We start from the raw sequence: 14,406 nt of genomic DNA on the forward strand, positions 1-14,406 counted from the left end.
CGACACGGTGCGGCACGGGGGATAATTGACAGCGGAGGCCTCACTATGACGGACAGCACGACGACGTCGAACGCCAGCCTGCGCCGCCTGGTTCCCCGCATCTTCTCGCGGGCTCAGCCGACCGGTGCAGTCGATGCGCTCATGCGCACCGTTCGACTGAATCACCCGAAGGCCGACCTCACCGTCATCGAGCGGGCCTACGCAGTTGCTGAGCGCGCCCACGACGGCCAGAAGAGGCGCAGCGGCGAGCCGTACATCACGCATCCGGTCGCCGTGGCGCAGATCCTGGCCGATCTGGGCATCGGGTCGAAGACGGTCGCGGCGGCGCTGCTGCACGACACCGTCGAAGACACGGAATACTCCCTCGACCAGCTGCGAGCGGACTTCGGCGACGAGGTCGCGATGCTCGTCGACGGCGTGACCAAGCTCGACAAGGTCAAGTACGGCGACAGCGCCCAGGCCGAGACCGTGCGCAAGATGATCGTCGCCATGTCGAGAGACATCCGGGTGCTGATCATCAAGCTCGCCGACCGCCTGCACAACGCGCGCACCTGGGGTTTCGTACCGGCGGCATCCGCCGAACGCAAAGCCAAGGAGACGCTCGAGATCTATGCGCCCCTGGCGCACCGCCTCGGTATCCAGACCATCAAGTGGGAGCTCGAAGACCTGAGCTTCGCCGTGCTGTACCCGAAGCTCTACGTCGAGATCGAGAACCTGGTGCGCCAGCGCACTCCGCAGCGCGAGGCCTACGTTCAGCAGGTCATCGACTCGGTCAACGACGACCTCAAGAGTTCGAAGATCCGCGGCAAGGTCGTCGGCCGGCCGAAGCAGTACTACTCGATCTACCAGAAGATGATCCTGCGTGGTCGCGACTTCGACGAGATCTACGACCTCGTCGGAATCCGGGTGCTCGTCAACTCTCTTCGAGACTGCTACGCCGTCCTCGGATCGATCCATGCACGGTGGAACCCGATCCCCGGTCGCTTCAAGGACTACATCGCGACGCCGAAGTTCAACCTCTACCAGTCGCTGCACACCACCGTCATCGGTCCAGACGGTCGTGCCGTGGAGATCCAGATCCGCACGCACGAGATGCATCGGCAGGCGGAATACGGCGTCGCTGCGCACTGGAAGTACAAGGAGCGTGTGAACGGCAGTCGCACCACTCAGGTCGACCAGGGCGCCGACAACGACATGGCCTGGCTCGCGCGCATCTCCGACTGGCAGGCCGAGACGGTCGACCCCGGCGAGTTCCTCGACTCCCTGCGCTTCGAGATCGGCGCCAAAGAGGTCTACGTTTTCACCCCGAAGGGCAAGGTCATCGGCCTTCCCGCGGGCGCGACGCCGGTGGACTTCGCGTACGCGGTGCACACCGAGGTCGGTCATCGCACGATGGGCGCGAAGGTCAACGGGCGACTCGTCCCTCTCGAATCGACCCTGAACAGCGGCGACTCCGTCGAGGTCTTCACCTCGAAGAATCCCGACTCCGGTCCGAGCCAGGACTGGCTCGCCTTCGTGCAGAGTCCGCGTGCGCGCAACAAGATCCGCCAGTGGTTCACCAAGGAGCGACGCGACGAGGCGATCGAGCAGGGCAAAGACGCCATCGCCCGCGCGATGCGCAAGCAGAACCTGCCCCTCCAGAAGCTCATGAGCCAGGATTCGTTCGCCGAGGTCGCGTCGCAGATGCGATACGACAGCGTCTCGGGCCTGTATGCGGCGATCGGTGAGGGCCACGTCTCGACCCAGTCGGTGATCGAGAAGGTGCTCGCCGGGCTGCAGAACGAGGCTATCAGCGAGGATTCCGACCTCGATGTCGTCGTGCACGGGCGCCGACGCAGCAAGCTCAGCGACTCGGGCGTGCTCGTCAGAGGCGCTCCCGACATCCTCGTGAAGCTCGCCAAGTGCTGCACTCCGGTTCCCGGCGACAAGATCGTCGGATTCGTGACACGCGGATCCGGCGTCTCGGTGCACCAGTCCGACTGCCACAACGTCGCCTCGCTGCTCAACGAGCCGGAGCGCATGATCGACGTGGAGTGGGCCCCCTCGTCGAAGAGCCTGTTCCTCGTTCAGATCCAGGTCGAGGCGCTCGACCGGTCAGGGCTGCTCTCCGACGTGACGCGGGTTCTCTCCGAGCACCACGTGAACATCCTCTCGGCCACCGTCAACACCTCGTCCGACCGTCTCGCCATCAGCCGCTTCGTCTTCGAGATGGGCGACACCACTCACCTCGATCGGGTGCTGAATGCCGTGCGTCGCATCGACGCCGTCTACGACGTGTACAGGGTCAGCGACGGCTGAGGCAGTACAGGGTCAGCGACGGCCGACGCCACCGCGGGTCGATGATTCGTCGGCCCATCCGCCCGTCGCCTCCGTCATGAGGGCGTCGGTGATGCGGCGCAGCGCGAGCGCCTTGTGGGGCAGGTTTCGTGCACGGTCGAGGTAGTCGCGGCACTCGGGCAGCCCTGACGTCGAGAGCAGTCTCGCGACGACGGGGGAGTCCCTGACGGAGTCGAAACCTCGATCTCGAGCGAGATCGACGGCCGTGCGCAGTTCAGTGGTGACCTCGATTCCGGCGATGGTCGTGGTGTCTCCCCGCCGCAGCACCACCTCGCGAACGGTCGTGAGGTGGTGCGAGGCGCGGGAACGGTGCTCGTAGCGCACAGCCACAGTGTGGATGCGAGGAGCACGCCGCAGCGCGCCGTGCACCCAGGCGGCGCTCCGGCGCTCGATGATCATGCGGTGGCCGAGCACGGGCTGCACGGCCAGTGCGCGCACCGCCGGGGTCTGCGGCAGGTCGGCGAAGATGAAGGCCGACGACGACAGGGGAACGAGTTCGCCGTCGCGACAGGCCGCCCACAGCTCGCTCAGCGGGAGGTCGGCTTCGGTCAGAACGGGTTGGAGTCGCGTCATCCGTCTACTGTGACGTCTCGTCGGATACTGCTGCTGCAGCGAGCGGAATCTGTGGAGAACTCGCGATCAGCGCGGTACGGCCGGATCAGCCGAGGGCGTCGAGCCAGACTTTGCGGGCATCGAGAGACTCCTGGAGCTCCTTCGCCTTGCGGGTGTCTCCCGCGGCCTGGGCCTCCGTGATCTCCGATTGGAGCTTCTCGATCGCGTCGTGAAGCTGTCCGGCAAGACCCTCTGCTCGAGCCTTCTTCTCCGGGTTGTTCTTCTGCCAGAAGTCCTCGTCGAGTTTGCGAACGGCGGCCTCGACCTTGCGCAGCCGATCCTCGATCGGCTTGACCTGGTCGCGCGGCACCTTGCCGATCTCGTCCCAACGACGCTGGATTCCGGTGAGCTTCTCTTTCGCCCGCGTGCGGTCGGTCTCCGTGAGAAGGGGCTCCGCCTCGGTCAGCAGTTCGAGCTTGAGCTGCAGGTTGCCGGCGAATTCCTCGTCGTCTTTCGCGACGATCTCGCTGCGCGCCCCGTAGAGCACGTCTCCGGCAGCCTTGAACTTCTCCCACAGGGAGTCGTCGTAGCGCTTGCCGGCCCGGCCCGCCTTCTTCCACTCGTCGAGAAGGTCGCGGTAGGCGTTGACGCCGTCGGCACCCTTCTCGGCCAGGGCCTCGGCGGCCACGACGAGCTGCTGCTTCTTCGTTCGCGCGTCGCGATGCGCGTTGTCGAGCTCGGAGAAGAACGCCTTGCGGTGCTGCTCTATGATCGTGCGAGCGTCGCGGAATCGCTTCCAGAGTTCGTTGGCCTCGGCCCGCGGAAGGCGGGGACCCTCCTGCTGGTGCTTCTGCCACCGGGCGAAGAGGGAGTCGAGCGTGCTGGTCACCTGCTTCCACTGCGCCTTGGCGGGGTCTTCGGCGGCCAGGGCCTCGATCTCTGTCACGATAGCGGTGCGGTACTCCACGGCCTCGGCCAGTTGCGCCTTCGCCTCGGCGGATTGCTGCTCGTTCAGGGCTCCGAGAGTCTCCGTGAGGGCAGCAAGGCGCGTGGACAGGGCCTCAAGGTTGCCCAGCGCGTTCGCGCTCGACACGGCCTCGCTGAGGGCCTTGACGGCCTTGCCGATGTCGGCGGCCGAAGCACCCCGCTTTGCACGCTGCTCGAGAAGGGTCACCTGCCCGGCCAGATCGGTGTATTTGCGTTCGAAGTACCCGAGGGCCTCCTCGGCCGTGCCATCGGGATACTGCCCGATCACACGCTCGCCGGACGCTTCGCGGAGATAGACCGTTCCGGTCTCATCTACGCGTCCAAATGGATGCTCAGCACTACTGGTCACGAAAATCACCCTGTCGACGTTGTTCGGAATGCGCGATTGAAGCCTATTGCACGAGGGCAGGAGGTTACTGAACCGCGATAGAGCCGATGGTAACGGGAATCGCCGGCTTGCCGTCGGCCGATCCGTCGGCGGTGCCCGCGGCGACGACCCCAGCCTTCAGCTCGTCGAGCCCGCTGGTCACGGTGCCGAGCACGGTGTAGCCGCCCGCCTCATCCGACGGAATGGTGGTGTCCTCGTAGACGATGAAGAACTGGCTGCCCATGCTCGAGCCGTTCGCGCCCTGGCGCGCCATCGCGATGGTTCCCGCCGGGTAGAGGTCGCCCTCCGGCGCGTTCTCGATGGGCCCGAAGCTGTAGCCGGGGCCTCCCGAGCCGTCGCCGTTCGGGTCGCCGCACTGGAGGACGCCGAAGCCGGGGGAGGTGGTGAGCCGGTGGCAGGTGAGCCCGTTGTAGAAGCCCTTCTGGGCGAGCGTCACGAAGTTCGCTACGCCCTGCGGGGCCGCGGCACCGTCGAGCGAGATTCCCACGGGAATGTCGTTGATGGTCATGTCGCCGGTCCAGGTGCGGCCTTCTGCCGCGGCAGGGTCGGGCACGTCGGCCGAATTGGGCGTCGAGGTCGGCGCGGGCGTGTCGGTGGGCGACGCGGTCGAACTCGGCGTCGGCGTCGGGGTTCCGGGACCGCCGGAGAAGTAGAAGACCTGCACGACGACGGCCGCGGCGATCACGAGGAGCGCCACGATCACGGCAAGGATGTTGTCGCGTCGGCGCCGTGCGATCTTCGAGGCGTGCATGGTCTGGCGCGCCTGGTAGTCGCGTAGACGCTGACGTGCAGCGCGGGCCTCTCGGTCCTGGTTCCTCGGTGCCACGGATCCTCCATCGCCCGATCGCTCGGGCGAACACTCTTCTTCGGGTACGGTCTGCTCGCGCCCTGTGCGCGAATCCCTCCTGAACTTTACGGGCCACGGGGCCTCCTTCCCAACCCGGCGTTCCCGGGGCCGGTGTCGGATGCTGCCGGTAGCCTTGGAGGATGGTCTCCTCCCAGCCGGGTCTGCACAGCGGATCGGTACCCCTCGCCGTGCGCATGCGGCCCCGCTCGCTCGACGAGGTGGCCGGCCAGAAGCACCTCCTGAGGCCCGGATCGCCGCTGGTCAACCTGGCCTCCGACACCGAGGGCACGCAGGGCTCCGTCTCCGTCATCCTCTGGGGCCCGCCCGGCACGGGCAAGACCACCCTCGCCCAGGCGATCGCGCACAGCTCCGGCCGCAAGTTCGTCGAGCTCTCCGCCGTCACCGCCGGCGTCAAAGACGTGCGCCAGGTCATGGAGGAGGCGTTCCGCAGTCGCGACCTCTACGGGCTCTCGACCGTGCTCTTCCTCGACGAGATCCACCGCTTCACCAAGGCCCAGCAAGACGCCCTTCTTCCGGGCGTCGAGAACGGCTGGGTCATCCTCGTCGCCGCGACGACCGAGAATCCCTCCTTCTCCGTCATCTCCCCACTGTTGTCGCGGTCGCTTCTGCTGACGCTCGAGCAGCTCAGCGACGACGATCTCGGCATCGTCGTCGATCGGGCCGTGTCGGATGCCCGTGGGCTCGACGATCGCGTGCGTCTCGACCCCGACGCCCGATCCGCCATCGTGCGGCTCGCATCCGGCGATGCACGCCGAGCGCTCACCGCCCTCGAGGCCTCGGCGGGCTCCATCCTCGCCTCGGCCGTTCCGTCGGGCTCCGACGACCCGAACGCGACCGCGGAGGCGCCCCTCATCACCGAGGAGACCGTGGCGCAGGCCGTCGACCGGGCGCTACTGCGCTACGACCGCAACGGCGACGAGCACTACGACGTGATCAGCGCCTTCATCAAGTCGATCAGGGGCTCCGACGTCGACGCATCGGTGCACTACCTGGCTCGCATGATCGAGGCGGGCGAAGACCCGCGTTTCATCTGCCGACGTCTCATCGTGTCGGCATCCGAAGACATCGGCATGGCCGACCCTCAGGCCCTCGTGATCGCCGTCGCCGCCGCCGACGCCGTTCAGTTCATCGGAATGCCCGAGGGGCGCATCCCGCTCGCCGAGGCCACCGTGTACCTCGCGACCGCCCCCAAGTCGAACGCGTCGTACCTCGCCATCGACCAGGCCATCGGCGACATCCGGGCCGGCAAGTTCGGGCGCGTACCGAAACACCTGCGCGATGCCCACTATCCCGGCGCCAAGAGGCTCGGCCACGGCAAGGGCTACAAGTACCCGCACGACGACGACAGGGGAGTCCTCGGCCAGCAGTACCTGCCCGACGAGCTCGGCCGCACCGAGTACTACCGCCCCACGGAGCACGGCAACGAGCGCGACGTGTCTGCGCGGCTCGCCAAGCTCCGGCAGATCACACGCGGCCGTTAGACGCCCCGCGCCCCACGTCGGCGACTCTTCTTCGGCATACATGCGCGACTGTGGTAGTGTCGATATGCCTGTTCCGGGTGGCTTTCGTGCGGCTGCGAATCCATCCAGTGAATGCGGTCGTGTTCTGTAGCCGAACCGATCCCGGCACAATCCTCTGACTTTCCCTCCGCCTCGAGACTCGATCCTCACAGATCTTGCTCGAATCGCGGTGTGTTCTCCGCGCGTTCAGACACTCTGTCCTCGCCTCATCCAGCACGACGATTCACTGAAAGGATGTACATGTCTACCAAGTCACGTACACGCAGCAAGACCCGCCTCTCGCGAGCCCTCGGCATCGCCCTCACCCCGAAGGCTGCGAAGTACCTCGAGAAGCGTCCCTACGCTCCGGGCGAGCACGGCCGCACCAAGCGCAAGGCCGACTCCGACTACGCCGTTCGTCTGCGGGAGAAGCAGCGTCTGCGTGCCCAGTACGGCATCCGTGAGGCCCAGCTCAAGATCGTCTTCGAAGAGGCGCGTCGCGCCAAGGGCCTGACCGGTGAGAACCTGGTCGAGCTGCTCGAGATGCGTCTCGACGCCCTCGTCGTGCGTTCGGGCCTCGCCCGCACCACCGCGCAGGCTCGCCAGCTCGTCGTTCACCGCCACATCCTGGTCGACGGCCAGCTCGTGGACCGTCCCTCCTTCCGCGTGAAGCCGGGCCAGCTCATCCACGTGAAGCCGAAGAGCGAAGGAACCGAGCCGTTCCAGGTCGCCGCCGCCGGTGGTCACCTCGACGTGCTCCCCAAGGTTCCGGGTTACCTCGAGGTCGAGATCGACAAGCTGCAGGCCCGCCTGCTCCGTCGTCCGCTGCGCGCCGAGGTCCCCGTGACCTGTGAAGTGCAGCTCGTCGTCGAGTACTACGCCGCACGCTGATTCATCGCGTGCCCATTGGGTACGCTGAGGGGCGGGACACCGAGAATTCGGTGCCCCGCCCCTTTTTCATTGCAATGGATGCCCATGGCCGGCATCCGCTAAGGAGCTCACCAATGTCAGGTGGAGACATCGCCGGACTCATCGCGGCCGGGGTCTTCGCGGTCCTCGTGGCGTTCCTCGCGCTTCCCCTCATCAAGCTGGGCGGCGTGTTCGACGAGACGCGCGCAGCCATCAAGGAACTGAGCGACAACGTCACCCCGATTCTCGAGGAGTCGACCGTGACCATCCAGGAAGCCAACAAGCAGATCGCCCGGGTCGACACGATCACGAAGAACGTCGCAGAGGTCACGGGCAACGTCACCAGCCTCGTCGCGCTCTTCGCCGCGTCCGTGGGCGGCCCCCTCATCAAGATCGCCGGATTCAGCGCCGCGGTGCGCGCCGGAATCCTGAGCTTCCGGGGTCCGAAAGACACCTCCACTTCCGCCGCCCGTCGCCGCAGGTCCAAGTAGCCGGGCCGTGAGCTTTCTCTTCATCGTCCTGGCCATCGGGCTCGCCGTCGGCCTGTTCTTCATCGTGCGCTCCACGGTGCGCTACATCCGGTACTCGGATTCGTCCTCCGATCCCGACGTGGGCGTGAACCCCCAGGCCGACTACATCTTCGGACGCGTCGGCGCCCAGGGCACACCGGTGGCAGCGGAGCCTGCTCCCTCCTTCGTGGATGCGCCGACGCGCGACATCGGGGTACCGACTGTCGCCGCCATGGAGGTCGGAACAGTGTTCGGCAACCCCGGCGGACGGCATCCCGTGACCACGTACGACATCCCCGACAGCCTCCGACTGACACTGCCCGAGCTCTACCAGGGCATGCGGCGCGACCTCGTCGACGGCGAGGAGGCCTGCAGCATCGTCGCAGCGGGCAAGGCGGCATCCTCCGACGCCCGTCTCGACTCGGCCGCACGCGTGGCCGCCCTCCGCGACGACGTCGCCGCGCTCGAGGCCGTGCTCGCGGAGAGCGCCGGGGGAGACATCGACGACGCCGTGCTCGACCAGGCCTGGATCTACGTGGTGCTCAATCGCATCGCCGTGTCGTGGGAGAGCTATACCCACCCGCGAGACGTGCTCGCGGCATCCGTTCGGCAGTTCGAGTGGCTCGACGCCGAGCTCTCCGGCTGGCTCACCGTGCTCGACGACGACACCGACGACGCCACGCTCGACGCGGCCTGGCGACGCCGGCTCGACGACGACGTCGCTCGGCGGGCGACCGCCTTCGCCGTGCGCGCCGACTAAACTCGACTCACCCGTCCCATCTGCGTCTCGAGGAGAGAACAATGAAGAAAATCCTGTGGCTCGCATTCGGAGTCGCCCTCGGATTCGTTGTCGCCCACCAGGTGAACCAGACGGCGGAGGGCCGGAGGTTCTTCTCCGATCTCGACAAGCACACCAAGGGATTCACCGAATCCATCGTCGACGGCTACCGCGAGCGGGAGTCCGAACTCCGCGCCGTGCTCGGCGACGCCGGCGAGGCGCTCTCCTCGACCGGCAAGTAATCCTCTTCACTTCCCCTTTCGCGTCTGTGGCTGCGACGCCTCGCAGCCCGATGCGCTGAACGCTACGGACACCATGCATACCGCCGATATCCGCCAACGCTGGCTCACCTTCTTCGCAGACAAGGGGCACACGGTCGTTCCGTCGGCCTCACTGGTGAGCGACGACCCGACACTGCTCTTCACCGTCGCGGGCATGGTGCCGTTCATCCCCTACCTCACGGGCCTCGTACCCGCGCCGTATCCTCGGGCCACCAGCGTGCAGAAGTGCATCCGCACGCTCGACATCGAGGAGGTGGGCAAGACGACCCGCCACGGCACGTTCTTCCAGATGAACGGCAACTTCTCGTTCGGCGACTACTTCAAGGAGCAGGCGATCCGCTACGCCTGGGAGCTCCTCGTGACCCCGGAGGCCGACGGCGGCCTCGGATTCGACGAGAAAGACCTGTGGGTCACCGTCTACGAAGACGACGACGAGGCCATCGAGTACTGGAAGAAGACCGCGGGCCTGCCCGACGAGCGCATCCAGCGCCTGGGCATGGACTCGAACTACTGGTCAACCGGCCAGCCCGGCCCCGCAGGCCCCTGCTCGGAGATCTTCTTCGACCGCGGCCCCGCCTACGGTCGCGAGGGCGGACCTGCGGCCGACGACGACCGCTACATCGAGATCTGGAACCTCGTCTTCATGCAGTACCTGCGTGGCGAGGGCACAGGCAAGAACGACTTCGAGATCCTCGGAGACCTGCCGAGTCGCAACATCGACACCGGCATGGGCCTCGAGCGCGTCGCCTTCCTCAAGCAGGGCGTCGAGAACCTCTACGAGATCGACCAGGTGCGACCCGTCCTCGACACGGCCTCGGTCATCTCCGGCCGCCGCTACGGCGCCGACCACGAAGACGATGTGCGCATGCGCGTGGTCGCCGACCACGTGCGCAGTGCCTTGATGCTCATGTCCGACGGGGTCATGCCGTCGAACGAGGGCCGCGGCTACATCCTGCGCCGGCTCCTCCGCCGCTCCGTTCGATCCATGCGCCTGCTGGGCGTCGACACCGCGGTCTTCCCCGAGCTCTTCACCGCCTCCCGCGACGCCATGAAGGCGGCATACCCCGAGGTCGAGGCCGACTTCGACCGCATCTCCCGTACGGCGTATGCGGAGGAGGAGTCGTTCCTGCGCACCCTCAGCGGCGGAATCAACATCCTCGACCTGGCCGTGACCTCGGCCAAGCAGAAGGGCGCCAAGAACCTCGCGGGCGACACGGCGTTCCAGCTGCACGACACCTACGGCTTCCCGATCGACCTCACCATGGAGATGGCCGAGGAGGCCGGACTCGCCGTCGACCGCGTGGCGTTCGAATCCCTGATGAGCGAGCAGAAGCAGCGCGCCAAGGCCGATTCGAAGGCCAAGAAGCTCGGCATCACCGACCTGGGCGTCTACAGCCAGTTCCGCGCTGCCGGCGAGACCACCTTCCTCGGTTACGACGAGCTGGTCACCGAGTCGACGATCCTGGGCCTCATCATCGACGGGCAGTCGGTGACGAGCGCCGTCGCGGGCGAGACCCTCGAGGTCATCCTCGCCGAGACCACCCTCTACGCCGAGTCCGGCGGACAGGAGGCCGATTCGGGAGTGATCCGCGGAGACGGCTTCGAGCTCGAGGTGCTCGACGTGCAGAAGCCGATCAAGGGGCTCATCAGCCACCGCGTGAACGTCACGAGCGGCCAGGTCGCCGTCGACGATGCCGCCACCACCGTGGTCGATCCAGACTGGCGCCGAGGTGCTACCCAGGCGCACTCGGGAACCCACCTGGTGCACGCCGCACTGCGACAGACGCTCGGCCCGCAGGCGCACCAGTCGGGTTCGTACAACAAGGCCGGCTACCTGCGGCTCGACTTCTCGTGGAACCAGCCCCTCTCGACCGAGACGCGATCGGAGATCGAGGAGGTCTCCAACCTCGCGATCCGCAGCGACCTCGAAGTCGTCACTCGCGAGCTTCCCCTCGACGAGGCCAAGGCCCTGGGCGCCATGGCCCTGTTCGGCGAGAAGTACGGCGACGTCGTGCGCGTGGTCGACATCGGGGGACCGTGGTCGCGCGAACTCTGCGCCGGCACGCACGTGCAGCACAGCTCGGAGATCGGCATGATCAACATCCTCGGCGAATCGTCGATCGGATCGACCAACCGTCGAGTCGAGTCCCTCGTGGGTATCGAGGCATTCCGTCAGTTCGCCGCCGAGCGCAGCGTCGTCACCCAGTTGGCCGCCACGCTGAAGGCTCCTCGAGAAGACGTGCCCGCGCGCATCCAGGACCTGGTCTCGAACCTCAAGGCCGCCGAGAAGAAGCTCGCGGCCTACGAGGCCAGCGCGCTCACCGCCCGGGTTCCCGGCTTCGTCGAGTCGGCACGCACCGCGGGAGAGTTGCGCCTCGTCGCAGCCGATGCGGGCGAACTCTCGTCGTCAGACGATCTGCGTGCGCTGGTGACCGGCGTCCGCGAGCGACTCGGCTCGGCTCCCGCCGTCGTCGCCCTCGCGGCAGTGGTGGGCGAGAAGCCCGTCGTGATCGTCGCGACCAACGACGCGGCACGCGCGCTCGGTCATCGGGCCGGGGCACTCGCCAAGCAGGCCGCATCCATTCTCGGCGGCGGCGGCGGCGGAAAAGACGATCTCGCCCAGGGTGGCGGCACTCTTGTGGCCGCGATCGACAGCGCTCTCGCGGCGGTGTCGCAGACGGTTCTGGGCTGATCGGGTGAGGTCGGGCGTGCGCCTCGGCGTCGACGTGGGCCGAGCCCGCATCGGCGTCGCCCGCAGCGACTTCCACGGCATGCTGGCAACGCCGGTCGAGACGGTGGCCCGAGCCTCCGACGGCTCGGCCGACGTCGACAGGATCGCCGCACTCTGCGCCGAACTCGACTGCACGGAGATCGTCGTCGGCCTCCCTCTGTCGCTCTCGGGAGCCAACACCCCGTCGACAGACGACGCGATCGCCTTCGCCTCGCGGATCGCGGCCGCCACGAAGACGCCGGTGCGCATGATCGACGAAAGACTCACGACCGTATCGGCCCAGGCCGCGCTCCATACCTCCGGCCGCGCTGTGAAAGGCTCGCGTCCAGTGATCGACCAGATCGCCGCGGTTATACTTTTGCAGCATGCCCTCGATTCGGAGGCGTCCACGGGAAACCCGCCCGGGATCGCCGCATCCGAGTTGGGACCCGATCCACAGGGGGATTACCGTGACTGATCGCCAGCCACCAGAAGACCACCCGTTCTCCGAGTTCCTGCGTGAACCCGCTTCGACGTCGAAGCCCGCGGTTCAGGCGCAGTCTCGCAGGGAACGACGCGAGACGCATTCCACCGCACGGCCGTCCGGCAAGCCGCCTCGACGTCGCCGCGCGCTCACCGCGGTCATCGTCACCGTCGTGATCCTCGGCCTCGTCGCCGGGGCGGGGGCGTTCGTCTACTCGACATTCGAACCGCAGATCACCGCGATGCTGACCCCGGAGTCGACGGACGACTACAGCGGAGACGGCTCGGGCGAGGTGATGGTCAAGATCGCCGACGGCGAGTTCGGCGATGCGATCGGAGTGAAGCTGCAAGAGGCCGGAGTCGTCAAGAGCTCCGACACCTTCTACTCCCTGCTGCTGAAAGAGAACCCGCAACCGGTGTTCCAGACGGGCACATTCAAGCTCGCCGAGAAGATGAGCTCGAAGGCCGCGCTGTCGGCCCTCCTCGACCCGGCCAACAAGGTCGACTTCACGGTCACGATCCCGGAGGGATCCAGCGCCAAGGGCATCTACCAGGAGCTGGCCGATGTCACCGGCATGCCCATCGAGGAGTTCCAGGCAGTGGGGGCGAACTACGCCGCGCTCGGCGTACCCGCCGAAGCCCCCTCCATCGAAGGATTCCTCTTCCCCGCGACCTACCAGTTCGAACCCGACCAGACTCCGACAGACATGCTGCAGACCATGGTGAACCGGTCGTTCGAGTCGCTCGATGCAGCCGGAGTCGCGCCGGCCGACCGCTTCCGGGTCGTCACCCTCGCCGCCCTCATCCAGAAGGAGGCCGGAAGCTCGGAAGACATGTTCAAGGTCTCGCGGGTCTTCACGAACAGGCTCAACATCGGCATGAACCTCGAATCGGATGCGACGGTCGCGTACGGCGCCGGCCACAGTCGCGTCGAGACGACACCCGAGGAGCGCGAGGACGCATCCAACCTCTACAACACCTACGCCAACCCGGGCCTCCCGGTGGGGCCCATCTCGAACCCGGGCGACGACGCGATCAACGCGGCGCTGCATCCGGTCGACGGACCCTGGCTCTTCTTTGTGACCGTCGACCTCGATACTGGCGAGACGGTGTTCTCCGAGACCGCCGACGAGCACGCCGCGGCGGTCGAGCGCCTTCAGGAGTGGTGGGCGGCGCATCCCGATGTCGAGTAGCCGTCTGGCCGTTCTCGGATCGCCGATAGCGCACTCGCTGTCACCGCGTCTGCACAGGGCCGCCTACTCCGTGCTCGGTCTCGACTGGCACTACGAGGCGATCGACGTCTCCGAGAACGAGCTGGCCGCATTCGTGGCCGAGCGCGGAGCCGAGTGGGTGGGTCTCTCGCTCACCATGCCGCTGAAGCACGGAATCCGGCCGCTGCTCGACCACCGCGACGAGTTGAGCATCCTGACCGGGTCGACCAATACCGTGCGCTTCTCCCACGAGGGCGGCTCGCGGCGTCTCGACGGTTTCAACACCGATGTCGGGGGCATCGTGCGCGCCCTCGCCGAGAAGTCCATCGAGTCCGCGCGCCACGTGGCGGTGCTGGGCGGCGGCGCGACCGCGGCCTCGGCCGTCGTCGCAGCGGCCCAGCTCGGCGCGGAGCATGTGAGCGTGCTCGCGAGAACACCGGAGAAGGCCGAGCCGCTGAGGCAGATCGCCGCCGCCTCCGGCACGGCGATCACCCTGCTTCCGCTGACGGCCGCATCGCTCGAGGTCATCGACGCGTCACTCGTGATCTCCACGCTGCCGGGAGACGCCGGCCCCGTCGAGCTCGTGCGGCAGAGCTCGCTGCCCTCCCGGTCGCACCTGCTCGATGTGGCCTACCATCCGTGGCCGAGTGCGCTCGGTGCGGTGTGGTCGCTCGCAGACCAGCAGGTCGTCTCGGGCCTTCGTATGCTGCTGCACCAGGCGCTGCTCCAGGTGCGCGTGTTCGTGCACGGCGATCCGGCCCTCCCGCTGACCGACGAGGCCGCCGTGCTATCGGCGATGGAATCGTCGCTCGATGCGCCGGGGGCCTTGCCCACCCCATAGCCTCGTCGCCCGAGGCCGCAGACGATCTATGGGAAGATCGGATGTCGGCTGTC

The 14,406-nt window shown here is 67.1% G+C and carries 13 protein-coding genes; 10 read left to right on the forward strand and 3 right to left on the reverse strand.

Annotation, left to right across the window (positions count from 1 at the left end; all coding sequences use genetic code 11):
- The first annotated feature begins 45 nt into the window (after positions 1-45).
- The gene (locus tag ASF06_RS16110; RefSeq protein WP_055949341.1) at positions 46-2,298 is read left to right on the forward strand and encodes a RelA/SpoT family protein; all 2,253 of its coding nucleotides are present in this window, start codon (positions 46-48) and stop codon (positions 2,296-2,298) included.
- Between the two features lie 12 nt (positions 2,299-2,310).
- On the opposite strand, the gene ASF06_RS16115 is transcribed toward ASF06_RS16110, so the two are convergent.
- The 3 genes from ASF06_RS16115 to ASF06_RS16125 form a co-directional block, all read right to left on the reverse strand.
- A complete protein-coding gene (locus ASF06_RS16115) occupies positions 2,311-2,910 on the reverse strand; it encodes a hypothetical protein (RefSeq protein WP_055949344.1) in 600 nt (199 codons plus the stop codon).
- A gap of 85 nt (positions 2,911-2,995) precedes the next feature.
- Positions 2,996-4,225: a DUF349 domain-containing protein gene (locus ASF06_RS16120; RefSeq protein ID WP_055949754.1), complete on the reverse strand. Its 1,230-nt coding sequence runs from the start codon at positions 4,223-4,225 to the stop codon at positions 2,996-2,998.
- A 64-nt stretch (positions 4,226-4,289) separates the two neighbouring features.
- Positions 4,290-5,090: a peptidylprolyl isomerase gene (locus ASF06_RS16125; RefSeq protein ID WP_055949347.1), complete on the reverse strand. Its 801-nt coding sequence runs from the start codon at positions 5,088-5,090 to the stop codon at positions 4,290-4,292.
- 161 nt (positions 5,091-5,251) lie between these two features.
- Here ASF06_RS16125 and ASF06_RS16130 point away from each other — a divergent pair, with 161 nt between their 5' ends.
- From ASF06_RS16130 to ASF06_RS16170, 9 genes are all read left to right on the forward strand, one after another.
- The gene (locus tag ASF06_RS16130) at positions 5,252-6,613 is read left to right on the forward strand and encodes a replication-associated recombination protein A (protein WP_082501014.1); all 1,362 of its coding nucleotides are present in this window, start codon (positions 5,252-5,254) and stop codon (positions 6,611-6,613) included.
- 279 nt (positions 6,614-6,892) lie between these two features.
- Positions 6,893-7,522 (forward strand): 30S ribosomal protein S4, encoded by a 630-nt coding sequence (gene rpsD / locus ASF06_RS16135; protein WP_055930703.1) that lies wholly within the window; start codon positions 6,893-6,895, stop codon positions 7,520-7,522.
- A 113-nt stretch (positions 7,523-7,635) separates the two neighbouring features.
- On the forward strand, positions 7,636-8,031 hold the full coding sequence (locus ASF06_RS16140) for a DUF948 domain-containing protein (RefSeq protein WP_055928862.1): 396 nt from the start codon (positions 7,636-7,638) through the stop codon (positions 8,029-8,031).
- Between the two features lie 7 nt (positions 8,032-8,038).
- Positions 8,039-8,809: a hypothetical protein gene (locus ASF06_RS16145; RefSeq protein ID WP_055949351.1), complete on the forward strand. Its 771-nt coding sequence runs from the start codon at positions 8,039-8,041 to the stop codon at positions 8,807-8,809.
- Between the two features lie 41 nt (positions 8,810-8,850).
- Positions 8,851-9,069, forward strand: coding sequence for a hypothetical protein (locus ASF06_RS16150; RefSeq protein WP_055949354.1), 219 nt, complete (start codon positions 8,851-8,853; stop codon positions 9,067-9,069).
- A 73-nt stretch (positions 9,070-9,142) separates the two neighbouring features.
- Positions 9,143-11,800, forward strand: coding sequence for an alanine--tRNA ligase (gene alaS / locus ASF06_RS16155; protein WP_055949357.1), 2,658 nt, complete (start codon positions 9,143-9,145; stop codon positions 11,798-11,800).
- A gap of 4 nt (positions 11,801-11,804) precedes the next feature.
- A complete protein-coding gene (gene ruvX / locus ASF06_RS16160) occupies positions 11,805-12,296 on the forward strand; it encodes a Holliday junction resolvase RuvX (protein WP_082501015.1) in 492 nt (163 codons plus the stop codon).
- Positions 12,289-13,494 carry an endolytic transglycosylase MltG gene (gene mltG / locus ASF06_RS16165; protein ID WP_235501042.1) on the forward strand — a complete coding sequence of 402 codons (1,206 nt, stop codon included), beginning with the start codon at positions 12,289-12,291 and terminating at the stop codon, positions 13,492-13,494. The genes ruvX and mltG overlap by 8 nt, the downstream gene beginning before the upstream one ends.
- Complete coding sequence (locus ASF06_RS16170) at positions 13,484-14,353, forward strand: shikimate dehydrogenase (RefSeq protein ID WP_055949360.1); 870 nt, start codon at positions 13,484-13,486, stop codon at positions 14,351-14,353. The genes mltG and ASF06_RS16170 overlap by 11 nt, the downstream gene beginning before the upstream one ends.
- The last annotated feature ends 53 nt before the right edge of the window (positions 14,354-14,406 follow it).

Origin of the sequence: Agreia sp. Leaf244 (genome assembly GCF_001422695.1) — a bacterium.
Lineage (GTDB): Bacteria > Actinomycetota > Actinomycetes > Actinomycetales > Microbacteriaceae > Agreia.